The organism is Pseudomonas sp. SK2, from assembly GCF_016772395.1.
Taxonomy (GTDB): domain Bacteria; phylum Pseudomonadota; class Gammaproteobacteria; order Pseudomonadales; family Pseudomonadaceae; genus Aquipseudomonas; species Aquipseudomonas taiwanensis.
Window position 1 is genome coordinate 2,387,485 of record NZ_CP061944.1, and the last position, 23,677, is coordinate 2,411,161.

The window sequence follows — 23,677 nt, forward strand, 5'->3', positions numbered from 1 at the left end:
CCTGTTTGCCTATGCGCCGAACCCTGTGGAGTGGATTGATCCTCTTGGATTAGCGAAAAAGCAGCCAGTAAGACTCGTTAATGGCTGTCCAATTATCGGTACTGGGCAGAAGACTGGTGGTGATGGTCATGCGCAACTGTCCGAAGATATTGCTCTGCAGATGGCTAATAGTGGTGATTATGAGAAAGTTGGTGTTAACGTAGCAGTCAAGACCGTAACAGGTGTGCCAACTGATCCTATTACTCGTCCAGATGTAACCGGGCTTCGTAAAGATGGTAGTGTGGATATTGTTGAAGTACCTTCACCAACCGATAACCTGAAGGAGTTGCAGTCGAAAGGAAGAAGTACCTTGAAAGGCTTGGGTGATCGTGCTGGTGGTTACACAGAGATAGAGAGAACTCGTCGGAGAATTTAGATGGTGGACTACTATAATTTTCTTGTCGCTCATTCGGTGGCAGGAGAGAAATTAGACTTCGTTAAGAACTACTCTGCGTTCGAGCAATGGATACAAAATGTGGGTGGAAAAATTGAACGTTGTGGTGGTAAAAACGGGAGGATAATTAAGTTTGGTCGGGAGAAGTATCTAAAGGAGCTTAATGAGGGGAAGGTTGATGTAATTGAGCTTTACTCAGAAAGGATATGGGAGAAAGGGGAGGGAAGTGAGACACTTAATTGCGATTTTTCGTCAGTTTTGTCTGCGGATGAAGGGCTCTTGCTAACAGCGTTTTCGGAAAAGCTCAGTTTGAAATCGTTGGTTGAGTCTTTTCTAAGCTGTCCAGAATGGTATGTCGATTTTGATTATGCATACGCCTATACAGAAAGCCACGCGTTTGGTTTTGGTTACGCGTTTGGGCGACATGTTCCAGATGAAGAACATCCGTTAATGTGGTCTAGGCGTGACGAAACTATTATGTGGCTCAAGATGCAGTGGGCCGGTAAAACTGATGAATATATTAGGGATGTATATCCGGTAAATCTTTTTTCTGTGCGTAAGCTGCAAGCGCTTCCTCCCAAAAAGCTCGAATTATTATATGCTGTGATGTCACAGCATGGTGAAATTCTTGACAAGTCTGGATTCAAGGTGTGGGCTTTATCTGATGTTGATCGTGAAAGTGCTAGGGAGAAACTTTCTGAGGTCGATTTGCTAGCATCATGTATGGCCTAGTTCTCTATTTTAATCGGCGGAGTCGGATGGCGAGGCCATGCTACGGCAGCTCCAGCGCGGCTGACCGATGCGCGGTTGAGTGACTTGCTCAAGGGTTCGCCTCAAGGCTTCGGCAGGCAATAATGGCTTGCGACCTCGCCCCGGTAGATCCACTAAACCTTGCAGGCGCAGGGCTTGAAAACGTTTGCATCAGCGGGTGACTGAAACGACGGAGAGCAGACCCAGGCGTGGGACTCGGCGGGTCGCCTGCAGGCGCAATGGCTGGGTAGCCACGACGGCAAGTCCACGTTGCTCAAGCGCCAGTATCAATACGATGCCGTCGGCCAGCTGACCGACATCCACGACACCCGCCGTGGTCACCTGGCCTATCAGTACGACCCGGTGGGCCGCCTGCTGCAAGCCACCAGTCGCCTGGGTGTCGAGACCTTCGCCTTCGACCCGGCCGGCAACCTGCTGGACCAGAAGACCCAGGAACTCAACCGCCCGCTGGAAAGCGACCCGCGTCGCAACAAGCTGATGGACAACCTGCTGCGCGAGTACGCCGGCACGCATTACCAGTACGACGAACGCGGCAACCTCATCCACCGCCTGCACAACGGCGACAAGGCCCGCCTGACCTGGGACCTGTTCGACCGTCTGGTCCGCTTCGACGATGGCAAGCTCAGCGTGGCGTACAGCTACGACGCCCTGGGCCGTCGCCTGCACAAACACTCGACCGCGCATCACTACGACGATCCCCGTGCGGGCAGCGGCTGGAACCAGATGCAACGCGCCAAGCGCCAGCGCGAACTGGGTTGCGGTTACACCCTGTACGGCTGGGATGGCGACAACCTCGCCTGGGAAAGCTCGCCGCCACAGGACGAAGGCGAAACCGGGCGGACCGTGCATTACCTGTACGAACCGGACAGCTTCGTGCCCGTCGCGCAGGCCCTGCGCAAGGCACCGATTCGCCTGTTACGGCAGCCGGACTGGCGTGGACGCGAATACGACATCGACCAGGACCCGCTGTGGCAACACGAAGTGAAGCCGCAGCCGATCGATGCGATTGCCTGGTACCAGTGCGATCACCTCGGTACGCCGATGGAGCTGACTGACCACCACGGAGAGGTGGCGTGGGCGGGGCAGTACAAGGCGTGGGGGGAAGTGCGCGAGGAGCGTTCGGAGTGGGCCAAGCAGGTTGGGATGACCAACCCGATTCGCTTCCAGGGGCAGTACCACGATCATGAGACCGGGCTGCATTACAACCGGTATCGGTACTATGATCCGAGGGTTGGGCGGTTTTTGAGCCAGGACCCGATCAGTTACTTTGGCGGGCTTAATCTCTATCGCTATGTGCCGAACCCGGTTGACTGGATTGATCCATGGGGCCTAGCTAGGATAAAAAATGCTGTTGACGGGGATCGACGTCACCAGCAATTTAACGAAACAATTAGGAAAAAACACCCGAATGCGACTATTCAGAGCGAGTGTTATCTCCGGGATGAAAAAGGCAAATCTGTTAGAGATCCAATAACTGAAGAGCGTCGCCGTGTTGACACTGCTGTGATAGAAAATGGTCAGGCCACAACCTATGAGGTCACTAGTTTGACGGCGGATAAGACGGAGCAGATACAGAAAGAGCTGAACATTAGGTTTGAAGGTGGTACTTATATCAGGGACAGGAGTACCAAGAAGCTTATTCCTGTTGTCGGAGAGTCTGAGATTGTGAGGTTGCCATGACAGAAGTTAAGAATCATGTTGTTTGGAGCGCGCCAGGTAAGCTAATTTCTGCTTACAAGCTGCTGGATGAGAATGGGGATCTAGTAGCTGACTTGGAATCTCAAGTTATAGTAAAAAGAGCGGAGGTAGCAAAATACGATTTTTTCTTTCGAAAGGGTCTCTTGCTGGTGAATCCATTTGATCAAGACGGAGAGCTGATTGAAAGGGACTATCGAGTAAGTGATTTCTCTGAAACGGGGTACGAACTGTGCAGGAAGAAAGTCCCCGCTTGGCTGAAAGGGAAAGGGTCGAAAAAAAATCCACCTGATGTGTCTCTATTGGAGAGAGCCCTCGTGGAAATAACTAAGTAGTAAAGAGCTTTGAAGGCCGTGCAATGAACCGTTTATTGGCTTATGGCAGTTGTCATGTGGTTGCCCTAATCACTCCAATGTGTCTGGGTGAACAAGACGGTTGGGAACCAGGGCCAACTGCGAGTGAGATAAGTCGCCGTAGCACCTCTGAAAACCATATTGTCTTTCTGCGATGGGGCAGCAGTGGTGACGTCTCCTCGAACAGCGAGTATGAGCCTGTGGCCGACGCTGCTCCTAATGCACCAGGAACAGCGCTACAGCTCCAAGATGTTCCGGGGAATCGTTGATCATGGTGTTCATCGGGCACCTTTAAGATGGTGTAGACAAAATAAAGTAAACTGCTTGTTCTTTACCTGCACAGCTTTGCACCATGCCTAAAACCGGACGCCCACCCGTAATCGCCGCAGAACATTAGCCTCTGCTGACCAGACTCGCTCATGCATAGCCCTATTCCAGTCAAGCCGAACTGGCGCAAGCATTCCATGCTGAAACGGGCATCACCGCGCATCCCGATACCTTTGCAAAAGCGTTGAAACTGGCCGGGATCGTTCGAGTAAAGGAACGTGCCAAAGGTAGCTTCCAGTCTCCCGGGCCTCGTAAGTCTTATGGCTACACCGAGGCACACCGGCGTCAGTTGCCAGAGCAACGCTACCCCAGTTGTCTGACTGATGCAGAATGGGCGCTGGTCGCTGATTTGTTTGAAGTCTCGGGAGGTCGCGGCGTACCGCCTCGCCACTCCCGACGCACTCTTTTGGAAGCTTGCTGTTATGTCGTGCGCACGGGGTGCTCGTGGCGAATGCTGCCTCGCGAGTTTCCCCATTGGGACAATGTCTATAAAACCTTTCGGCGGTGGAGCGCTCAGGGCAAGTTTGAGCAAATGCACGACCGGCTCCGTGCCCAATGGCGAGAGCGGGTGGATCGTGATGAACGGCCGTCAGCCGCTGTTCTGGACTCCCAATCAACGCGCAGCTCTCCCCAAGGCGGTGAAAGCGGTTACGACGCAGGCAAAAAGGTAAAAGGACGTAAGCGAAGCCTCATCGTAGATACCTTGGGCCTGCTTTTGGCCGTGAGCATCAGCGCAGCCAGCGTGCAGGATCGAGATGCGGCAGACGACGCCGTGACCTCCTCGATGGACAAGTACCCGTCATTAAATACCCTGTTCGTCGACAGTGCCTATGCTGGAAAGTGGGCCCAGCGTATGCAACATACTCATTCGCTCGAGATCCAGGTGATACGAGGGCCGAACAATCGCCGCACCGGGAAATGGTATTCAGAGCAAGGCGATTTGTTCACGGCGGCGCCGGTTGCGAGCGGCTTTGTGGTCATGCCCAAGCGCTGGGTGGTGGAACGGACTCATGCCTGGAATGAGCGAGCCAGGCGGCTGAACCTGCGCACGGCGACGATTCGCCCCGATGGCCATAAGGTCAGCACGCTCACCTACGGCAGCGGTCACGTGCTGGGCATGACCCTTGACCAGCATGAGCCGCTGGCCTACGAGCGCGATGCACTGCACCGTGAGGTGGTCCGGCACCAGGGCAACCAGCTGATGCAGACCCAGGCGTGGGACCCGGCGGGTCGCCTGCAGGCGCAATGGCTGGGTAGCCACGACGGCAAGTCCACGTTGCTCAAGCGCCAGTATCAATACGATGCCGTCGGCCAGCTGACCGACATCCACGACACCCGCCGTGGTCACCTGGCCTATCAGTACGACCCGGTGGGCCGCCTGCTGCAAGCCACCAGTCGCCTGGGTGTCGAGACCTTCGCCTTCGACCCGGCCGGCAACCTGCTGGACCAGAAGACCCAGGAACTCAACCGCCCGCTGGAAAGCGACCCGCGTCGCAACAAGCTGATGGACAACCTGCTGCGCGAGTACGCCGGCACGCATTACCAGTACGACGAACGCGGCAACCTCATCCACCGCCTGCACAACGGCGACAAGGCCCGCCTGACCTGGGACCTGTTCGACCGTCTGGTCCGCTTCGACGATGGCAAGCTCAGCGTGGCGTACAGCTACGACGCCCTGGGCCGTCGCCTGCACAAACACTCGACCGCGCATCACTACGACGATCCCCGTGCGGGCAGTGGCTGGAACCAGATGCAACGCGTCAAACGCCAGCGCGAACTGGGTTGCGGTTACACCCTGTACGGCTGGGATGGCGACAACCTCGCCTGGGAAAGCTCGCCGCCGCAGATACCTGTACCAACCGGACAGCTTCGTGCCCGTCGCGCAGGCGCTGCGCAAGGTACCGATTCGCCTGTTGCGTCAGCCGGACTGGCGTGGACGAAGCCGTGCTGATCCGCCTGCAGTCGTCACGGTGCTCAATGCCCCGCCATCGTTAACCTGAGCGTAACGATCACGCACCCAGCTTGATTGATCGAGCCGACAGTACCGCCCTAATGTGCCTCCACGACAGCGAACCGTGGAGTCACCCATGACCATAACAACGAATCCACCGCCGCAATGGTCGAGGCGGCGCGCCGAGAAGCAGCGTCGTCTCGATCGGGTCCGGCACCTCGCCGACGGTGTGGTGCTGCCCACCGAGCGGATCGTCGAGGCCCTGGAGTTGCTGATCGCTCCCGGCGACCGGGTCGTGCTCGAAGGCAACAACCAGAAGCAGGCCGACTTTCTCTCGCGCGCCCTGGCCAAGGCCGACCCCGAGCATCTGCATGACCTGCACATGATCATGCCCAGCGTGAGCCGTGCCGAGCACCTTGACCTGTTCGAACGCGGCATCGCCCGCAAGCTCGACTTCTCCTTCGCCGGCCCGCAGAGCCTGCGCATCGGCCAGCTGCTGGAAGACGGCCTGCTGGAAGTCGGCGCCATTCACACCTACATCGAACTGTATTCGCGGCTGCTGGTCGACCTGATCCCCAACGTCACCCTGGTCGCAGGTTTCATGGCCGACCGCGACGGCAACCTGTATACCGGCCCCAGCACCGAGGACACCCCGGCCTTGGTGGAACCGGCAGGCTTCAGCGATGGCATCGTCATCGCCCAGGTCAACCAATTGGTCGAGCGTACCGATGACCTGCCACGGGTGGACATTCCGGCTTCCTGGGTCGATTTCGTGGTCGTTGCCGACAAGCCGTTCTATATCGAGCCGCTGTTCACCCGCGACCCGCGTCACATCAAGCCGGTGCATGTGCTGATGGCGATGATGGCCGTCCGTGGCATCTACGAAAAGCACCAGGTCCAGTCGCTCAACCATGGCATTGGCTTCAATACCGCCGCGATCGAACTGATCCTGCCAACCTACGGCGAGTCCCTGGGCCTCAAAGGCAAGATCTGCCGCAACTGGACCCTCAACCCGCACCCAACCCTGATCCCGGCCATCGAGACCGGCTGGGTCGAAAGCGTGCACTGCTTCGGTACCGAGCTGGGCATGGAGGACTACATCGCTCAGCGCCCTGACGTGTTCTTCACTGGCCGCGATGGCTCGCTGCGTTCCAATCGCATGATGTGCCAACTGGCAGGGCAATACGCAGTGGACCTGTTCATCGGCGCCACCTTGCAGGTCGATGGCGATGGCCATTCCTCGACCGTCACCCGTGGCCGCCTGGCAGGTTTCGGCGGTGCGCCGAACATGGGGCACGACCCCAGGGGACGGCGCCATGCTACTCCGGCCTGGCTTGACATGACCGTGCCGCAAACCCTGCTCGAGCGTGGTCGCAAACTGGTGGTGCAGATGGTCGAGACCTATCAGGAGGGCGGTAAGCCCACCTTCGTCGAGACGCTCGACGCGGTCGAGGTCGCGAAGAAAACCGGCATGCCCCTGGCCCCCGTAATGATCTACGGCGACGACGTCACCCACCTGTTGACCGAAGAGGGCATCGCCTACCTGTACAAGGCACGCAGCCTTGAACAACGTCAGCAGATGATCGCCGCCGTGGCCGGGGTTACCGCCATCGGCCTGCGTCACGACCCGAAAGTCACCCTGCGGCTGCGCCAGCAAGGCCTGGTGGCTTTGCCCGAAGACCTGGGCATTCGACGCACCGACGCCGGCCGCGAACTGCTCGCCGCGCGCAGCATCGCCGATCTGGTGGAGTGGTCCGGCGGTTTGTACAACCCGCCTGCGCGTTTCAGGAGTTGGTGATGGAAACCTTGAATCCCCAATCGGATTGGCCATCGCGCCGCCCCCTGAGCCTTGAGCCTCCTGCAGGAGCGAGCTTGCCCGCGATGAGGCCCGAACGGTCATCGGCCATCACCTTGCCCGAGCACCTCGCCGACCTCGCTGTGGCGGCCTTGATCGACGAGGCCGACCTGTCGCCCAAGCCTGGGTTGGTGGACCGCCGCAGCAGCGGTGCTCACAACGACATGACCCTGAGCTTGATGCATGCTTCGGCAATGGCGCTGTGGCCTTGTCTGCGACAGATGGCCGAGGCTGCCCAGGATCATGGGTATATCGACCAGCCACTGCGCGGCGCGCTCGGTCGCATCGGCCGTGAAGGCGAAGCCGCCATGCTGAGTGTCACGGCCGGGGTGAATACCCATCGAGGCGCAATCTGGGCGCTTGGCCTGCTGGTTGCGGCCTGCGCCCTGGACCCTGGCGCAGGCGCCCAGGTAGTGGCCGCCCGCGCAGGGCGTATTGCGCTGCTCGACGACCCGGCCGCCATCGCCCCGGACAGCCACGGCAACCAGGTACGCCGTCGCTACGGCGCCAGTGGGGCGCGTGAGCAAGCTCAGCAAGGCTTCCCAGCCGTCATCGAGCATGGCCTGCCGCAACTGCTGCGAAGCCGCGCCGCCGGAGCCAGCGAAACCCATGCCCGTCTGGACGCCTTGCTGGCGATCATGGCCGCACTGAGCGATACCTGCGTCCTCTGGCGCGCTGGGCCACAGGGTCTGGCCACGGTCCAGCAGGGGGCCCGCGCCGTGCTCGATGCTGGGGGCAGCGCCACCCTCGGCGGGCGCCGGCAACTGCGTCAGCTGGAGATGCAACTGCTGCAACTGAATGCCTCACCGGGCGGTGCCGCCGACTTGTTGGCCGCTTGCCTGTTCCTCGACTTTGCCGGGAGCCTGTGACATGCAAACCCTTACGTTTCAATTTCCCGCCGCCGGACCGGGGCGTGGCCGCACCCTGGTGGGGTGCGTCAGCTCCGGGGACCTGGAGGTACTGATCGAGCCCGGCACCGCCGGCCGCCTCGATATTCAGGTGGTAACTTCGGTCGACGGCAGCGACGCCCGCTGGACGCAACTGTTTCAGCGCTTGTTCGAAGGCCGCACATTGCCGGCGGTGAAGATCGACATCCACGATTTCGGCGCCACTCCAGGAGTGGTGCGACTGCGCCTGGAGCAAGGTTTCGAGGAGATTGCCCATGACTGACATCGACCGCCTGCTGCGCAGCCGCAGCTTCGTCGAACTCGGCGCACGCCAACGCGCCCGCGCCTTGTTCGATCCTGGCACCTTTCGCGAACTGCTTGGCCCGTTCGACCGGCTCATGTCGCCTTGGCTACCGCGTCAGGGCATCGTGCCCCAGGCCGACGATGGCGTGGTGATCGGCAAAGGCCGTTTGAAAGGCACACGTGCAGTGATCGCGGCCATCGAGGGCGGCTTCCAGGGTGGCAGCATGGGCGAAGTAGGAGGTGCCAAGATCGCTGGGGCGCTGGAGTTGGCCATCGAGGATAACCGCAAGGGTATTCCCACGTGCGCGGTGTTGTTGCTGGAAACCGGTGGTGTGCGCCTACAGGAAGCCAACCTGGGCCTTGCTGCCATTGCCGAGATTCAGTCCGCCATCGTCGAGTTGCGCGCCCATCAACCTGTGGTAGGCCTGATCGCAGGCTCGGTCGGCTGTTTCGGCGGCATGTCCATCGCCGCTGGCTTGTGCAGCCACTTGCTGGTCACCCGCGAGGCCCGGTTGGGGCTCAACGGCCCCCAAGTAATCGAACAGGAAGCCGGTATCGAGGAATACGACGCCAAGGACCGTCCTTTCATCTGGAGCCTGACCGGCGGTGAACAGCGTCATGCTTGCGGGTTGGTCGACGCCTACGTTGCCGATGATGTCGACCGTATCCGCCAGCGACTGGTGCAGTTGCTCGACAGTCCCTCTGCCAATCGGGTCGCTCGCCATGCCTGGTTCCTCGATCGCCTGGCAAGCCTCGGTGATGACTGCCCGCAATTGGACGCCGCTGCCGTGCGAACTCTCTATCAAGGAGCAATCTCATGAACCGTGCCTTGAACTGGCTGCCCGGCCTGGCCGGAGGTGAGGCTCTGCCTGGTTACCCGGCGTCGATACAGGTGATCGATGGTGAGCTGGATAATCGTCTGGCGCGCTTCATCGCGGTGGTGCCAGATGCCAGCAACCCCTTTCCCCGCGCGCGCTCGGGGGAGGTTGGGCTACTCGAAGGCTGGGGCTTGGCCAAGGCGGTGAGCGAAGCTGTGGAAGCCGATCGCTCGGGTGAAAAACGTGCCATCGTCGCCGTCATTGACGTACCGAGCCAGGCCTACGGCCGACGGGAGGAGGCGTTGGGCATACATCAGGCCTTGGCCGCCGCGGTGCACGCCTATGCCCAGGCGCGCCTGGCCGGCCACCCGGTGATAGGCCTGCTGGTCGGCAAGGCCATGTCTGGCGCGTTCCTGGCCCACGGCTACCAGGCGCAGCGCCTGATTGCTCTGGAGGATGACGGCGTCATGGTTCATGCCATGGGCAAGGCCGCCGCGGCGCGCATCACCCTGCGCAGCGTCGAGGCACTGGAGGTGCTGGCCGCCGAAGTTCCGCCAATGGCCTACGACCTGGCCAGCTATGGGTCGCTTGGCTTGTTGTGGCGGCGGCTGTCGGTCGACAACGCCCAGACCCCGAGCGTCAGGGACCTGGCTCAGGTGCGCGCCTGCCTGGCTGATGCCGTGCGCGATATTGGCAGCTCCACGTCGCTTGCATCACGCCTGCTGGGTGAAAACCGCCGTGCTTCGCGCGAAGTTCGCGAACAGTTGCGTCGCCAGTGGCAGGAGGCCTGAGATGGGCGCCCCATACCCCCACGACCTGCTCTGGGGCATGACCCCGCAGAACCTGCCTGATGCAGCGCCGGCCTGGGCGCATCAGGTATTGGCAGGTGGCGAGCCCGTGGTGGTCCGTCGGGCCTGCAGTCCACCCGGCTGGGTGGCGGTGGGGCTTCGTGGGCACGGACGCGAGCAGCGCCTGGGCGTGCAGATGCCTCTGGCCAAAGTCCAGCGGCGGTTGAGCCCGCAAGCGCTGCGCTGGCAGGGCGATAGCCCCTGGCCGGCACTGCAGGCCCTGGCTTCGGTGGCTCCGGTGCTCGATAGCACAGGCTTGGAATGGGGGCCGACCGGAAGCGTGGGGTACCAGATCGCCACCGCTCGCAATGTGCTGCACCTGGCCAGCGATCTGGATCTGCTGCTGCGCACACCGCAGCCGGTAGCACGGGCAAAGGCGCGGGAACTGCTGGCCATTCTGGACTGCGCTCCCTGCCGTATCGACCTGCAACTGGACACCCCAAATGGCGCCATCGCCCTGCGCGACTGGGCGGGGATGGCGCGGCGGGTTCTGCTCAAGTCGGCCAATGGCGCCCGCCTGGTGACAGACCCCTGGAACGCCTTGGAGTGTGCGGCGTGAGCAGTCTGTTCGCATTTCCCGGCCAGGGCGTTCAGCAGCCAGGCATGCTGCATCGTTTGCCCGAGGGTTCCGGGCGGCTGCTCGAAGAGGCCAGCGATACCTTGGGCGAACAGGTGCTGGACCTGGACAGTGAAGCAGCCCTGCACTCCACCCGTGCCGTGCAGTTGTGCCTGCTGCTGGTCGGCGTCGCGTGGGCACGTTGGCTGATGCAGCGCGGCCCAGCCCCGGATTACGTGGCGGGGCTGTCGATCGGGGCCTATCCCGCCGCAGTGACCGCCGACGCGCTGGATTGGCGTGATGCCGTGCGCTTGGTAAGCCTGCGTGGCGAGTTGATGCAACGCGCCTATCCGCAAGGGTACGGCATGATCGCCATCAGTGGCCTGGACCTGGCCTGTGTCGAGCGTCTGCTGGCGCAGGTGGGGGGCGAGGTGTTTCTGGCCAACCTCAACAGCGACAACCAGATCGTCATCGCCGGCCGAGACACTGCGCTGGATGAAGTCGCCGCTCGCGTTCGCCGCCAAGGCCAGGGCGTCGCTCGTCGCCTGGCTGTCAGCGTGCCGTCCCATTGCGCCTTGCTCGACGAACCCGCGCGGACGTTGGCCGAAGCCTTTGCCGATGTGCCATTGCGCCGTCCACGTATCACCTACCTGAGCAGCACCAGCGGCCGGCCGATCTTCGACCCAGAGCGCCTGCGCGACGACCTGGCAGGCAACATGGCGCGGCTGGTGAACTGGCGTGCTACGTTGCGCAACGCATATGAGCGCGGTGTGCGCCTGCACCTGGAACTGCCGCCAGGCAGCGTATTAAGCGGCCTGGCGCGTCCTGTATTCGAACAGGGCAGGGTGCTGGCAGTCGAGTCGACCCGGCCCGATACCATGGACGTCTTGTTGCGTCAGGAGGTGGCCAACGACCGATGATGTCCCTGGGCTAGCTGTCTCCTTCAGCCGCGGTAGCCGTCGGCTTGCCGGCGATGAGGCTGGCACGGGCAGCGCAACAAAAGCGTTATCGAAGAACAACAACAAGCAACTTCGACACAAGCTGAGGACAACGACAATGATTATCTATGGTGTGGCTCTGCTGGCGGTATGCACGCTGGCCGGCGTTATCGTCGGCGACTTCCTGGGCGTGCTGCTTGGGGTCAAATCCAATGTGGGCGGGGTTGGCATCGCCATGATCCTGCTGATCTGCGCGAGGCTGTACATGCACCGCCACGGCGGCATGAGCAAGGAATGCGAATTCGGCGTTGGGTTCTGGGGCGCGATGTATATCCCGGTGGTGGTGGCCATGGCGGCCCAACAGAACGTGGTCACGGCCCTGCATGGTGGGCCTGCCGCACTGCTGGCGGCGGTCGGTGCCGTGCTGGTTTGCGGCTTGACGATCGCCCTGATCAGCCGCAGCCATCGCGGCGAACCCTTGCCCGCGCTGAATGCGGACCCCGCAACCCAGACGCAGGTCGTCCCTGCGGGAGGTCGTTGATCATGTGGCCGATCATTGACAATGCCCTGGAGCACAACGGCCTGATCACCGCGTTCGCGGTGGTGGGTGGGATCATGTGGTTGTCGGTACTGCTGTCGAAATACCTGACCTTCGGCCGGGTGCACGGATCGGCCATCGCCATCGTCATTGGCCTGGCACTGGCCTGGGTCGGCGGCACCGTGACCGGCGGGCAGAAAGGCTTGGCCGACATGGCGCTGTTCTCGGGCATCGGCCTGATGGGAGGGGCCATGCTGCGTGACTTCGCGATTGTCGCCACAGCGTTCGAGGTGCAGGCCACCGAAGCACGCAAGGCGGGGATGATCGGTGCAGTATCGCTGCTGCTGGGAACGGTGCTGCCGTTCATGGTCGGGGCGGCGGTTGCTTATGCCTTCGGTTATCGCGATGCGGTGAGCATGACCACCATCGGAGCCGGCGCAGTGACCTATATCGTCGGGCCGGTCACTGGCGCCGCGCTGGGGGCGAGTTCGGACGTGGTCGCGCTGTCGATTGCCACCGGTTTGATCAAGGCGATCTTGGTAATGGTGTTCACTCCGGTCTCTGCGCGCTTGCTGGCCCTGGACAACCCACGTTCGGCCATGGTGTTCGGCGGGCTGGCGGGAACAGTCTCGGGTGTAACAGCGGGCCTTGCGGCGACGGATCGACGGTTGGTGCCCTATGGCGCTCTGACGGCGACCTTCCATACCGGGCTGGGGTGTTTGATGGGACCTTCGATACTGTACTTCTGTGTGCGTGGGCTGGTGGGCTAGGCGTCTGCGTTGCGGTGCAGCCTATCGCCAGCAAGCCGGCGCCTGCAGGTTCAATCGGCAGGCGTCGGCTTGACGGCAATGAAACTCGCTCAGTTTTCCCGGCTATACATCCGGCATTCAGCCAACAACGCCAACAGGTTCGGCTCTCGCTCCCGGGCCTTGAGAAACACCACGCCAATGTGCTGTTGCAAGCGGTAGCGCGGTTGCAGCGGTAGCAGCCGCACGCGGTTCTCGTACACTGCGGCGATGCGCCCCGGTAGCAGGGCATAACCCACGCCCGAGCTGACCATGCTCAGCAGTGTGAAGATATCGTTCACCTGCATCGCTACCTTTGGCTCGAACCCGGCCTGTTGGAACACCCGCGCGCCATCACGGTGGGTGGCGAAGCCCTGGGTCAGGGTTATGAAGGTAGAATCGGCCAGGTCCGCCAAGTCCACCTCGGCCTGTGCCGCAAACGACGAATCGGTGGGCGCGGCAAGGAAGATATCGTCCGAGAACAGCGGCAACTGTTCGCAGGTGGGGTCATCGACGCTGTCGTCCAGCGACACCAGAATCGCATCCAGTTCGTGGTTTTTCAGGCGCTGTAGCAGGTCGATGTTCGAGCCAAGGGTCAGGTCGATATTCAGTTCGCTGCGCCGCAGCTTCAGGCCCATCACCAGCTTGGGCACGGTCTTGACCGTCAGCGAGTACAGCGCACCCAGCCGAAAGCGCTCGGCATAGAAGCCTGCCGCTTCCCGGGTCTGCCGCACCATTTGCTCAGCATCCTGAATCAGCTGGCGGGCTTTCTTCTCCAGCACATAGGCGCTTTCCAGCGGAATCAGCTGACGGCCTTCGTGCTTGAACAGCGGGCAGCGCAGGGCGCTTTCCAGGGAGTGGATCGCCCGGTGCACGCTCACCGCGCTGGTCGACAACTCAGCGGCGGCACGGCCGAGGTTGCCGCTGCGCATGAAGGCGAGAAAAGTCTCGAGCTTCTTGAGGGTCAGTTCTTCGTCGATGAGCATGGAATGGCTCGCAGTCGAGGGAGACTGATCTTGCCACAAGCGCAGTGGATTTAGGTCAGCTCAAGCTTGCAGCGCCTGGCCCTCGGGCGGTTGTCTCTGCACCCGCGACTTGATGCGTGGAATCAGCGCTTGGCCGTACTCTACGGCATCGCGAAGCTGATCGAAGCCACGGAACAGGAAGGTGGTAACACCCAGCTCGTAGTAGGCCAGTGCTGCCTCGGCGACCTGATCGGCAGTGCCAACCAGCGAGGTGGAGTTGCCAGCTCCGCCGCCCAGCGCAGCGATCTCGGTCCACAAGCGGGTGTCGTGAACCTTGCGTTGGCTGGCCAATTGCACCAGGCGCTCCGAGCCGACGTTGCTCTTGCCGACGTTTTTATCGCGGCGGTTGCCCTGGCGCAAGCCGATGCGGTGCTGAGCGTCGGCGAGGATGCGTTCGGCCCGTGCCCAGGCCTCTGCCTCGGTGGCACCAAGGATCGGCCGTAGCGACAGGCTGAAGCGGATCTTCTGTTCGCGGCCATAGCGTGCCGCGGCCTTGCGCACCTTGCCGATGCGCTCGCGTACTTGCTCCAGCGGTTCGCCCCACATCATGTAGACATCGGCATGCTTGGCCGCCACCTCCACCGCCGCGTCAGAGGCACCGGAGAAGTAGACAGGCAGCTTGGCCACCGGCTTGACCAGGGTCAAGTTGTCCTCGACCCGGTAGTGTTCACCGTGGTGGTCGAAAGGTTCGGTGTGGGTCCAGGTCTTGCGCATCACCTCCAGGTACTCGTCGGTGCGGGCGTAACGTGCATCCTTGTCGAGGAAGTCGCCGTCGCGTTGCAGATCACCGCTATCGCCGCCGGTGATGATGTTGATCGAGGCGCGGCCACGGCTGAGCTGGTCGAGGGTGGCGAGCTGTCGAGCGGCGAACGTCGGCGCTTGGAACCCGGGGCGGTGCGCCACCAGCAGGCCGATGCGCTCGGTTAGCGCCGCCACATAGCTGGCCAGAATCAGCGAGTCCGGCTCGCTGGTGTTGACTGCCAGCAACGCTTTGTCGAAACCGCCGTATTCCTGGGCGTGGGAAAAGGCCCTGATGAATTCGAGGTCGACCAGCGGGCCACGCGGCGCCTGCGATTCGCTACCTTCCTGGGGGCCGATGAGGCCGATGAATTCGAGACTCATGAATCAGAACTCTCTGTCGTGGTGGGCTCAGGCCGCCGCGTCTGTCCGGTCGAGGCGAGCCAGGCGGCCGGGAAGTGGGTGGTTGTCGGCCTCCGCCAGGAAAGGGGTCGGTCTGCAGTGAACTTAGCGGTTGTGGGGTGAGGTTGTGAAAGGCTTTGTGGTTCTATTCTAATTATGTTTATGATTCATAAAAAATATAGATATAAATGCATTATTGTAATTTTTTGCGATGGGCTTGGGTGCCGATCCAGAACGCCGCCGACGTGCAGTCGATGAGGCCGATCCAATCAGCGCTGGTAATCAAGCCCCTCCCGGTCCAGTTGCCGAATCAGTGCATCCCAGTGCCGCTTGATGCCCTCACCCTGCCCATCGGAAAACCGCTTGGATTGCTCATGGACCTTGGCGATCGCTGCCGGCGATGCATGCAACAACTGATCATGGCCGCCAACTTGCGCCGCCACTTGGATGTTGCAGGCGCGCTCCAGCCCATGCAGTTCGCGAAAGGCATGCTCGACACTGATGCCGCCCGTCAGCAGGCCGTGATTGCGCAGAATCAGGATATTGCCGGTGCCCAGGTTGGCCACCAGTCGTTGTTGCTCGTCAAGGTCCAGCGCGACGCCTTCATAGTCGTGGTAGGCCACCCGGCTGTAGTAAGCCAGGGCATGTTGCGAGATCGGCAGCAGACCCTTGCGCTGGGCCGACACGGCGGCACCGTCACGGGTATGGGTATGCAGCACCGCCTTGAGGTCGGGGCGGGCACGATGGATAGCGCTGTGAATCACGTAGCCGGCCTGGTTGATGCCCAGGCTCAGTGGGTCGTCGATGATCGTGCCGTCGACATCCACCTTCACCAGGTTCGAGGCGGTGATTTCGTCGAACAACAGGCCAAACGCGTTGATCAGGAAGTGTTCATCCGGCCCAGGTACGCGGGCCGAAAAATGTGTGTAGATATGGTCGGTCCAGCGGAACAGTGCCGCCAGCCGGTAGGCTGCGGCGAGCTTGACTCGCACCTCCCATTCCTCGGCGCCGACCCGCTGGCGCACGCCGCTTTCGTTGGGGGATACCGCAGACAATGAACTCATGATGCTCTCCAGAAGTCAGGAACGGTAGCCGCGCTGGGTGTCCACCCGCGCAGCGGGGCTTGCTTGGGGTAACGGGCACAGTTGTCGAGGAAGGCGTCCTGCAGGGCGAGGTAGCCTTCTTCGAAAATCACCGAGGCGTGAGGCGACAGGTACACCCGCCGATGGCGATAGAGCGGATGTCCGACAGGAAGTGGCTCCGGGCGGTGACCTTGAGGCTGGGCCGAGCGATCAGGCCCCATCGCATCGGCCGGCTCGTCCAGTTGCAATTGGCCGGTGATCACCGATTGGCTCTTGCGGCCACCTCCGCCAGCGCAGTGCGCACGGTCTGGCCGAGCACCATATCGTCTTGCGGGGCGTGGACGGGGGTGACTCATGGGGCATTCATCCATCCCTGGAACACGTTAGGTTTCAAAGAACGTATTCGTAGGAGCGGATGCTGTAAAAGTCTTTTTGGTTCTATGCTAATTATTTGTTTTGAGAATAAAATAATTTCTTATTTATGCGGTATGTGCATTTAGTGATGGTGCCGGCGCGGATCGGCTCGCCCCTTGCAAGCCCACTCTCACAAGGGCCGGCGATAGGAGCGGGCGAGCTCACTCCGCTTTCAATCGATTGCCCGCGATTTCCCCGAACAACTCAACCGGCTCTTGCAGATTCCCCAGGTATCGGGGGTGGAACAACCACAAGTCGACCTGCGGCTTGAAGTCGGACACATTGACCACCTCCAGTGCATCGCGATGGCGGCTGCCCTCCAGCAGCGGTTCTGGCACAAGGCCCAGTCCTTGGCCTGTGGCGACCAGGCCCAGTTGCAACTCGGTACCGAAGGTCTCCAGGTTGATCGTCAGGCTCAGGCCCTGTTCGCTCAGCGCCCGCTGCAACCCGGCGCGAAAGCCGCAACCATCGGGGTTGAGTACCCAGCCGCGGGTGTAGCAGTCCTTGAGCTTGAAGCTACGTTTGCTGGCACTCCCCTTGGCAGCCACTACTCGCAACGGCATTCGTGCAACCGACTGGCTGGCGATGCCCTCCGGGAAAATCTTGCCCGGCGGGAACAGCGCCGCAGCGGCGTCGAGTTCGCCATTTTCCATACGGGCGATCAGGCTGCTGCCCCAACCGCTGGTGACTTGGGTACGCAGTTGCGGATAGGTTTCGCGCAACTGCGCCAGGGCATCGAGCAATATCACATCGCCCAGTGTCTGTGGCACGCCAAGTCGCAGGGTGCCGGACGGTGCACCGTCGTTGGCCACCAATTCGCGCAGCGAGTCGATCTCGCGCAGGATGGCCTTGCACTGCTCGTATACCCGCAGTCCCATGGGTGTCGGTCTGAGCGGTTTGGTGTTGCGGTCGAGGAGGGTGGCGCCCAGGTCTTGCTCGAAGTTCTGCACCCGGCGCGTGATGGCCGGCTGGGTCAGTTGCAGGGCCTCGGCGGCAAGGTTGGTCGACTGGCAACGGATGACCGCCACGAAGGCGTCCATGTCATCGATTTTCATATTCGGCGCTCACATATTGAAACGTGGGGACATGCCTACAGAGCATAATCCCCGTGACGCCGATTGTCACAGCGAGTTGGGCTGCCAGGCCGTTCCGCCTCAGCCGTGGGCGAAGCCCAGCAAGGTTTCACCCTCCATCCGATACCGGACCCACTCATCCTGGGCCTCTGCGCCCAACGATTTGTAGAACCCGATGGCGGGCTCGTTCCAGTCCAGCACGCTCCACTCCAGGCGCCCACACTGGTTTGCCACCGCCTCACGGGCAATGTGCCGCAGCAGTTGCCGTCCTGCGCCATCGCCGCGTTGCTCGGGGGTGATGTACAGGTCTTCCAGGTAGATGCCGTTGCGCCCCAGCCAGGTCGAGTAACTGTAGAAATACACGGCAAAGCCGATGGCCCGGCCGTCTCGCTCGCAGATCAGGCTATGCACCGTGCTGCCCTCGTCGAACAGGCTGTGCTCGATGTCGGCTAGGGAGGCGACCACTTCGTGGCGGGCACGTTCGTAGTCGGCGAGCTCGGTGATGAAGGCCAAAATCTGCGCAGCATCGCTACGAACGGCAGGGCGGATGTTGAGGCTCATGGGGCGTCCTTGTGGGTGGAGAACATCGCGGGTCGGTACAGTGATTTGTATCTGTTTAATTTAACCCAACTGTATCGGTTGCAGTCAGGGCGACTCGGCTAGTGTGGCAGCAACGACAATAAATGCGGAATGCCGATCATGCTTGCCTCTGCCGATTTGCTCATGGCCTTCATGTTATTCGCCTTCGTTTCCTCCATCACCCCAGGGCCGAACAACACCATGTTGCTGGCGTCGGGGGTGAACTTCGGCGTGCGTCGGACCATTCCCCACGCCATCGGAATCAGTGTCGGCTTCATGGTGATGGTGCTGGCGGTGGGCTTTGGCCTGGGCGAAGTGTTCAAGGCCTGGCCGCCGCTGTATACCGTGCTGCGTTATACCGGCGCCGTTTACTTGCTTTACCTGGCCTGGAAAATCGCCACCTCCGGACCGGTCGGCAGCTCTTCTTCCGGCGCCCGCAAGCCCCTTGGGTTCTGGGGCGCGGCAGCGTTTCAATGGGTCAATCCCAAGGCCTGGGTAATGGCCGTGGGGGCGATCACCACTTACACACCGGCCCAAGGCTATGTGCTCAATGTCATCGTGATCGCTGCGGTGTTCGCCCTGGTCAACCTGCCCAGCGTCGGGGTCTGGGTGATGTTCGGCAGCGCCTTGCGCAATGTGCTGCAGAACCCGCGCTGGCTGATGCTGTTCAATGTCCTGATGGCCTTGTTGCTGGTGATTTCGCTGTACCCGTTGCTGTTTGTAGAATCGGCGTTTTCCTAGAACGATGAGTAGCGCGCGCCGATGGAGTTGATTCCCTGGTCCCATACCTGCACCGAAGGTTTCACCTTGCGCGGCTGGCGTTCGCCGGCCAGTGGCAAGCCGCTGGTGCATTTTCTCCATGGCAATGGTTTTTGCAGCCTGGCTTACCAGCCACTGTTGATGCGTCTGGCAGAGCATTTCGACTTGTGGCTGAGCGACGTGCAGGGGCATGGAGACAGCGACCACGGCGGTGATTTTCTGGGCTGGAACCGCACGGCGGCACTGGCCTTGGAGGCCTTCGAAGCGGGACGCGGCGAATATGGCGATGTACCTCGATATGCCGTCGGGCATAGCTTCGGTGGCGTGCTCACCGGGCTGATGCTGGCCAGCGACCCGCAGGCCTTCACGCGAGCCGTTTTGCTTGACCCGGTATTGTTCAGTCGGCGGATGATCGGGGTCATGGGCGCGGCCGCGATGGTTGGCCTGCATCGTCGTCATGCCCTGGCGCGCAAGGCGGCCAGCCGCCGCAGTCACTGGCCGGATCGCGAAGCCGCACTGGCCTCGCTTCAAGGGCGGGGTATCTTCAAGGGGTGGAGCGCCGCAGCGCTGCAGGCCTACGTCGAACACGCTATCGGTGACTGCGGGGAAGGGGTGGTGCTCAAGTGCCGGCCCAGCCGCGAAGTGGAGATATTCAGTTCTTTCCCCACCCGCATGTGGCCCAATCTTGCCCGTATCCAGGTGCCGACCCTGGTGCTGTACGGCGAGCACACCTATCCCTTCGTCCCTCGCTCGGTAAACCGCCTGGCCACGCTCAATGCCAATGTCACCGCGCTACCCGTACCCGGTGGTCACTGCTTCATGCAGGAAGACCCTGTCATGGCGGCGGAACAGGTGCTCTCCTTTCTTCACCAATGAGCGTATTGTCCTGTCAGTGGAACGATCCATGCCATTTGAGCCGTCTTCCGGCGGATTGACATGGTTGTTAAGGTGAGCTCAGCCGAGAGAGGAGACTTCTCATGAAAACGATTCTGGGTATCCACCGCAGCCCCCATGCGCACTGGGTGGGGGACGGTTTTCCGGTACGCAGCCTGTTCACCTATGACAACCTGGCCAGCCAGATCAGCCCATTCCTGCTGTTGGACTACGCGGGGCCCCATGACTTCACGCCCACCCATGACCGGCGTGGGGTTGGGCAGCACCCGCACCGGGGCTTCGAGACCGTGACAATCGTCTACCAGGGCGAACTGGAGCACCGTGACTCCACGGGTGCCGGCGGCCTGATCGGCCCAGGCGACGTGCAATGGATGACCGCCGCCAATGGCATCATTCACGAAGAATTCCATTCGCCAGCGTTCGCGCGCCAAGGCGGTACCCTCGAAATGGTGCAACTTTGGGTCAACCTGCCTGCGCGGGACAAGCGCGCCGCTGCGGGCTACCAGACGCTGCTGGCCTCTGACATTCCTGTGGTGCCGTTGGCGCATGAGGGGGGCAGTGTCCGGGTGATTGCCGGTGAGTACGAAGGCCGGCGAGGCCCCGCCCGCACCTTTACCCCGATGGACGTCTGGGACTTGCGCCTGAAAGCCGGTACTTCGCTGCAGTTGCCGGTGGCGCAGGGGCGCACGGCCGCTCTGGTGGTGTTGCGCGGTATGCTGCGCGCCAACGGCGAGCGAGAAGCCGGCCCGGCCAGCCTGGTGCTGTTCGAGCGCGACGGAGAGCATGTGGTGATCGAGGCGCAGCAGGACAGCAGTGTGTTGCTGCTCAGTGGTGAGCCGATCGACGAACCGATAGTGGGCTATGGTCCGTTCGTGATGAACAGTCAGGTCGAGATCGCCGAGTCGTTCGATGACTTCCATGCCGGTCGGTTCGGACAGATGGCCGAGGACCGCGACGGTGCCGCGCACTGACCGCCCGTCGCGAACTGCCAGCATCCAGTCGAACCACCCGGCCCGGATCGCATTCTTCCACTAAGGTGCTTAGGGATATCTGAGCCGATCATTGTTCAGGCACATGGAGTGCCGCTTGGACATGCGCATTATCAATTGGCACCCCACGCGGCAAAGGCGTACTCACACCACAGGCCATCCAGTACAGAGAGGGTCGTACCATGTCGTTGATTGGAGTTTCGATGCTAGAGATGCGGCAGATGATCGAGCAAGCCTGCCTGCCCGATCGTTGCGAGGTAAGCTGCCCGGACGGCGCCACCCTGACAATCCGCCTTGGCCAGGGACAATCGCTCGATGACGGTGTAACGTTGACATCGATCCCGCTGCAGAATCTGAACAGTTGCCGTGACCTGGTGCATCTGGTCAGTCAGTTGCACGCCCTTCGTGACGCACAGCCAACGGTGCTGAAAGCCATTGCCTGACAGTGTCTAGCCCCGGCTGGCCCAAGCTGGCCGGGGGCGATCCCCGCTACTGCAGTTCGAGCAACAGGTTCAGCCCGCCGTCTCCGCACTTTCCATGGTCCCGTACCACTCCACGGTAGTCTCGCCCGTCCCAGATGAAGGCGACGCTATGGGCACGGTCGACTTTATCTGGCAGCGGGGGGCAGATGTGCAGGCGTAACGCGGGGCGGCCCTGGAGCGTGAGGGCGGCCAGTTGGCATTGGCATTCGACGCTCTGGGCCACGGGCCCGAAAAGCGTATCGCGCACATAGTCTAGTTGTAGGCAGGCATTGGGCGAGCGACCGGGCATTTTCATGGGCGTGGCGTCCCCATGGGCGGTCGCTGTCCAGATTGGACGCGGGTCATGACAGGCTCCTCGCAGGTGGCGATTGGTATCTTCGTTTGAAGCGTGTTTTTCGCAGATGTTCAATCGATTTGATGAACATGCGACCGATCGCTAGCGGGTGCTGAACTTGAACGACGGTACATACCCTGAGCCAAGCAAGTACGGGCATTTGGACGGTACAAACGCATCGGTCATCAGGTCGTGGGCGCTGTTGTATTCATTGGTCAGCACACCTGTGATACCAAGCAGCGTATGGGGTAGCGAAGAGGTACTGATGGGTTGGTCGGCCCGGTCCTTGAGTTTTGCGAGCCTGAGGTTGAGCGGTGCCGGCAGGTTGTCGGATGCCCAGATGAACGAAGAGACCGCCAGGTCGTATTCATTGCCGATGCCATGACCCAGCAGCTCGCGGTGATCGTCCAGGATATTTTCGCCATGGTCGGACGCGTAGACCAGCAGGGCAGGCCGTCGACGGGCCTGCAGTTGGGTGATGAGGCTGTTCAGCAGCCAGTCGGTGTACAGAATGGTGTTGTCGTAGTCTGCGGTGATCTGGTCTTTCGCACTGCCGCTGGCCGGTTTGAATTGCTTGAAGTTGTCGGGGTAGCGCCGGGCGTAGTCGAAGTGGCTGCCCTTGATGTGGATGAAGATCGCCTGTTTGCGCGTGCCGCCGTCGCGTACTATTTTTTCGTAGGCAGGAAGCAGGGCGCCGTCATGACTGCGTTCGAAATACTGACGGTACTGCGCTTCCGCGGCGATGTGCGGGATGATGCCGCCGAAGCTGTCGACTTCCTGGACCGAAAGCCAGTGGGTGTCGTAGCCCGCTTTTCGGTAGATGCCGACCAGTGATTGGGTCGAGGCAATCATGTCCCAGTTGGAAATGGGCGACAGGCTGAGCATGGCGGGAACGGCCACCGACGTATACGGCGAGGTGGTGCACACGTTGTCCAGCCTGTAGATACCCTTTTGCCGGTCGAGGTTCGGCGTGGTGGGTTTGTGGTAGCCATAGAGTGACCAGTTATGTGGCCGTGACGATTCGCCGATCACGAACACCACTGTTTCGATACTCGCTTCGTCGGCCTGGCTGATGATGTCGATCTTCGCGGTGCGACGTTTGCTGATGTGTTCCTGGGATTGCATGTGCAGGTAGGTGGTCAGGCCGATCTGCGACAGGTAGCCGAACGGCGTGCTCTGGTCCTTTGCGGCAAGGTCCAGGACTGCACTTGTGCCAAGGCTGTTGAGTTTGACTGTCTTGTAGAAGTAGGCGCCGTAACCTAGCAGCAGGGTGCAGGCCGTCAACAAGGCGAGGGCCGGGCTTCTGTAGTAGCGCCGTTTGTACAGCCCGGCCAGTCCCAGGCCGTAGCACAGGGCGAATATGGCCAGCACCGAGACGACCGGCTTCCAGTAGGTGGCTGCGAAATCGCTCGCCTCCTTGTAATTGGTCAGGGCAATGAATACATAGGCAGCAGTCAACCGGGAGTTGAAGTTCAGTACCAGGAACAGGTCGATCGTGGCCAGCAGGTAGAAGGGCAGCAGCAGCGCGTGGACTTTGAACTGATTGGACGAAACGAGCCGCAGCAACACCAGCCAAAGCCCGGAGATGGCAAGGTTATAGAGGGCCAGCAAGTCGATGCTCGCATGCTGCTGGTTGGCAATGCCCCGTATCAACAGGGGGGACAGAAGGTATGCCCACAAGACCAGGGTTGGCCATTGCGATATCAGTGAATGAGGGGTAAGCGGGGGCGTTCGTTCCGAGGTCTGCATGTTTGAATCGTCCTCGTGATAAGCCCAACCACCCCAGCGCGGGTAGCGCCTGAAGAAGGTGTGGCGAGCTACAACGTTCCATGCGCAAGCGTGCAATAG

General features: G+C 61.2%; 24 protein-coding genes and 4 pseudogenes. 19 read left to right on the forward strand and 9 right to left on the reverse strand.

Annotation, left to right across the window (positions count from 1 at the left end; translation table 11 throughout):
• Positions 1 to 25: 25 nt before the first annotated feature.
• Both IF103_RS25375 and IF103_RS10645 read left to right on the forward strand, forming a co-directional pair.
• Positions 26 to 415 carry a hypothetical protein gene (locus tag IF103_RS25375; RefSeq protein WP_502709913.1) on the forward strand — a complete coding sequence of 130 codons (390 nt, stop codon included), beginning with the start codon at positions 26 to 28 and terminating at the stop codon, positions 413 to 415.
• Complete coding sequence (locus tag IF103_RS10645; RefSeq protein WP_202676097.1) at positions 416 to 1,165, forward strand: hypothetical protein; 750 nt, start codon at positions 416 to 418, stop codon at positions 1,163 to 1,165.
• Between the two features lie 33 nt (positions 1,166 to 1,198).
• Here the strand turns inward: IF103_RS10645 and IF103_RS10650 are convergent.
• Positions 1,199 to 1,354: pseudogene (locus IF103_RS10650) on the reverse strand (helix-turn-helix domain-containing protein); the annotation flags it as partial.
• Between the two features lie 27 nt (positions 1,355 to 1,381).
• Here IF103_RS10650 and IF103_RS10655 point away from each other — a divergent pair.
• The 13 genes and pseudogenes from IF103_RS10655 to madM form a co-directional block, all read left to right on the forward strand.
• Positions 1,382 to 2,539 (forward strand): annotated as a pseudogene (locus tag IF103_RS10655) (RHS repeat-associated core domain-containing protein); the annotation flags it as partial.
• A gap of 341 nt (positions 2,540 to 2,880) precedes the next feature.
• A complete protein-coding gene (locus IF103_RS10660) occupies positions 2,881 to 3,234 on the forward strand; it encodes a hypothetical protein (RefSeq protein ID WP_027907862.1) in 354 nt (117 codons plus the stop codon).
• 418 nt (positions 3,235 to 3,652) lie between these two features.
• Positions 3,653 to 4,618: pseudogene (locus IF103_RS10665) on the forward strand (IS5 family transposase); the annotation flags it as partial.
• Positions 4,616 to 5,519, forward strand: a pseudogene (locus tag IF103_RS10670) (RHS repeat-associated core domain-containing protein); the annotation flags it as partial. The pseudogenes IF103_RS10665 and IF103_RS10670, both read left to right, overlap by 3 nt.
• Positions 5,520 to 5,666: 147 nt before the next feature.
• Positions 5,667 to 7,328 carry a malonate decarboxylase subunit alpha gene (gene mdcA, locus IF103_RS10675; RefSeq protein WP_202676098.1) on the forward strand — a complete coding sequence of 554 codons (1,662 nt, stop codon included), beginning with the start codon at positions 5,667 to 5,669 and terminating at the stop codon, positions 7,326 to 7,328.
• Between the two features lie 83 nt (positions 7,329 to 7,411).
• Positions 7,412 to 8,254: a triphosphoribosyl-dephospho-CoA synthase gene (locus tag IF103_RS10680; RefSeq protein ID WP_023380289.1), complete on the forward strand. Its 843-nt coding sequence runs from the start codon at positions 7,412 to 7,414 to the stop codon at positions 8,252 to 8,254.
• Between the two features lies 1 nt (position 8,255).
• Complete coding sequence (locus IF103_RS10685) at positions 8,256 to 8,555, forward strand: malonate decarboxylase subunit delta (RefSeq protein WP_023380290.1); 300 nt, start codon at positions 8,256 to 8,258, stop codon at positions 8,553 to 8,555.
• Complete coding sequence (locus IF103_RS10690) at positions 8,548 to 9,396, forward strand: biotin-independent malonate decarboxylase subunit beta (protein ID WP_023380291.1); 849 nt, start codon at positions 8,548 to 8,550, stop codon at positions 9,394 to 9,396. Before IF103_RS10685 ends, IF103_RS10690 begins: the two co-directional genes overlap by 8 nt.
• On the forward strand, positions 9,393 to 10,184 hold the full coding sequence (gene mdcE, locus IF103_RS10695; RefSeq protein ID WP_104884009.1) for a biotin-independent malonate decarboxylase subunit gamma: 792 nt from the start codon (positions 9,393 to 9,395) through the stop codon (positions 10,182 to 10,184). Before IF103_RS10690 ends, mdcE begins: the two co-directional genes overlap by 4 nt.
• Before the next feature lies 1 nt (position 10,185).
• A complete protein-coding gene (locus tag IF103_RS10700) occupies positions 10,186 to 10,800 on the forward strand; it encodes a malonate decarboxylase holo-ACP synthase (protein WP_104881855.1) in 615 nt (204 codons plus the stop codon).
• Positions 10,797 to 11,717, forward strand: a complete 921-nt coding sequence (gene mdcH / locus IF103_RS10705; RefSeq protein WP_027907786.1) for a malonate decarboxylase subunit epsilon — start codon at positions 10,797 to 10,799, stop codon at positions 11,715 to 11,717. Before IF103_RS10700 ends, mdcH begins: the two co-directional genes overlap by 4 nt.
• A 136-nt stretch (positions 11,718 to 11,853) precedes the next feature.
• Positions 11,854 to 12,276: a malonate transporter subunit MadL gene (gene madL, locus IF103_RS10710; protein ID WP_023380295.1), complete on the forward strand. Its 423-nt coding sequence runs from the start codon at positions 11,854 to 11,856 to the stop codon at positions 12,274 to 12,276.
• Between the two features lie 2 nt (positions 12,277 to 12,278).
• Positions 12,279 to 13,043: a malonate transporter subunit MadM gene (madM, locus tag IF103_RS10715; RefSeq protein ID WP_027907787.1), complete on the forward strand. Its 765-nt coding sequence runs from the start codon at positions 12,279 to 12,281 to the stop codon at positions 13,041 to 13,043.
• A gap of 89 nt (positions 13,044 to 13,132) precedes the next feature.
• Here the strand turns inward: madM and IF103_RS10720 are convergent, their stop codons facing one another.
• The 6 genes from IF103_RS10720 to IF103_RS10745 form a co-directional block, all read right to left on the reverse strand.
• Positions 13,133 to 14,044 carry a LysR family transcriptional regulator gene (locus IF103_RS10720; protein ID WP_023380297.1) on the reverse strand — a complete coding sequence of 304 codons (912 nt, stop codon included), beginning with the start codon at positions 14,042 to 14,044 and terminating at the stop codon, positions 13,133 to 13,135.
• A gap of 60 nt (positions 14,045 to 14,104) precedes the next feature.
• Positions 14,105 to 15,205, reverse strand: coding sequence for an LLM class flavin-dependent oxidoreductase (locus IF103_RS10725; protein WP_104881853.1), 1,101 nt, complete (start codon positions 15,203 to 15,205; stop codon positions 14,105 to 14,107).
• A gap of 287 nt (positions 15,206 to 15,492) precedes the next feature.
• Positions 15,493 to 16,287: a class II aldolase/adducin family protein gene (locus tag IF103_RS10730; RefSeq protein ID WP_202676099.1), complete on the reverse strand. Its 795-nt coding sequence runs from the start codon at positions 16,285 to 16,287 to the stop codon at positions 15,493 to 15,495.
• The gene (locus tag IF103_RS24860; protein WP_238546547.1) at positions 16,284 to 16,661 is read right to left on the reverse strand and encodes a hypothetical protein; all 378 of its coding nucleotides are present in this window, start codon (positions 16,659 to 16,661) and stop codon (positions 16,284 to 16,286) included. The genes IF103_RS10730 and IF103_RS24860 overlap by 4 nt, the downstream gene beginning before the upstream one ends.
• Before the next feature lie 219 nt (positions 16,662 to 16,880).
• Complete coding sequence (locus IF103_RS10740) at positions 16,881 to 17,774, reverse strand: LysR family transcriptional regulator (protein WP_023380301.1); 894 nt, start codon at positions 17,772 to 17,774, stop codon at positions 16,881 to 16,883.
• A gap of 99 nt (positions 17,775 to 17,873) precedes the next feature.
• Positions 17,874 to 18,353, reverse strand: a complete 480-nt coding sequence (locus tag IF103_RS10745) for a GNAT family N-acetyltransferase (RefSeq protein ID WP_023380302.1) — start codon at positions 18,351 to 18,353, stop codon at positions 17,874 to 17,876.
• Positions 18,354 to 18,482: 129 nt separating this feature from the next.
• On the opposite strand from IF103_RS10745, the gene IF103_RS10750 reads away from it, so the two are divergent.
• The 4 genes from IF103_RS10750 to IF103_RS10765 all read left to right on the forward strand — a co-directional run bounded on the left by IF103_RS10750 (position 18,483) and on the right by IF103_RS10765 (position 21,456).
• The gene (locus IF103_RS10750; RefSeq protein WP_023380303.1) at positions 18,483 to 19,112 is read left to right on the forward strand and encodes a LysE family translocator; all 630 of its coding nucleotides are present in this window, start codon (positions 18,483 to 18,485) and stop codon (positions 19,110 to 19,112) included.
• A 21-nt stretch (positions 19,113 to 19,133) separates the two neighbouring features.
• Entirely contained in the window at positions 19,134 to 20,006 is an 873-nt protein-coding gene (locus tag IF103_RS10755; protein ID WP_202676100.1) for an alpha/beta fold hydrolase, read from the forward strand.
• 101 nt (positions 20,007 to 20,107) lie between these two features.
• Positions 20,108 to 20,995: a pirin family protein gene (locus IF103_RS10760; RefSeq protein WP_027907791.1), complete on the forward strand. Its 888-nt coding sequence runs from the start codon at positions 20,108 to 20,110 to the stop codon at positions 20,993 to 20,995.
• Positions 20,996 to 21,195: 200 nt separating this feature from the next.
• Positions 21,196 to 21,456 carry a DUF1652 domain-containing protein gene (locus tag IF103_RS10765; RefSeq protein ID WP_027907792.1) on the forward strand — a complete coding sequence of 87 codons (261 nt, stop codon included), beginning with the start codon at positions 21,196 to 21,198 and terminating at the stop codon, positions 21,454 to 21,456.
• Positions 21,457 to 21,502: 46 nt separating this feature from the next.
• On the opposite strand, the gene IF103_RS10770 is transcribed toward IF103_RS10765, so the two are convergent.
• A complete protein-coding gene (locus IF103_RS10770) occupies positions 21,503 to 21,790 on the reverse strand; it encodes a hypothetical protein (protein WP_023380307.1) in 288 nt (95 codons plus the stop codon).
• A 141-nt stretch (positions 21,791 to 21,931) separates the two neighbouring features.
• Positions 21,932 to 23,509, reverse strand: coding sequence for a phosphoethanolamine transferase (locus tag IF103_RS10775; protein ID WP_238546548.1), 1,578 nt, complete (start codon positions 23,507 to 23,509; stop codon positions 21,932 to 21,934).
• Positions 23,510 to 23,677 lie beyond the last annotated feature (168 nt).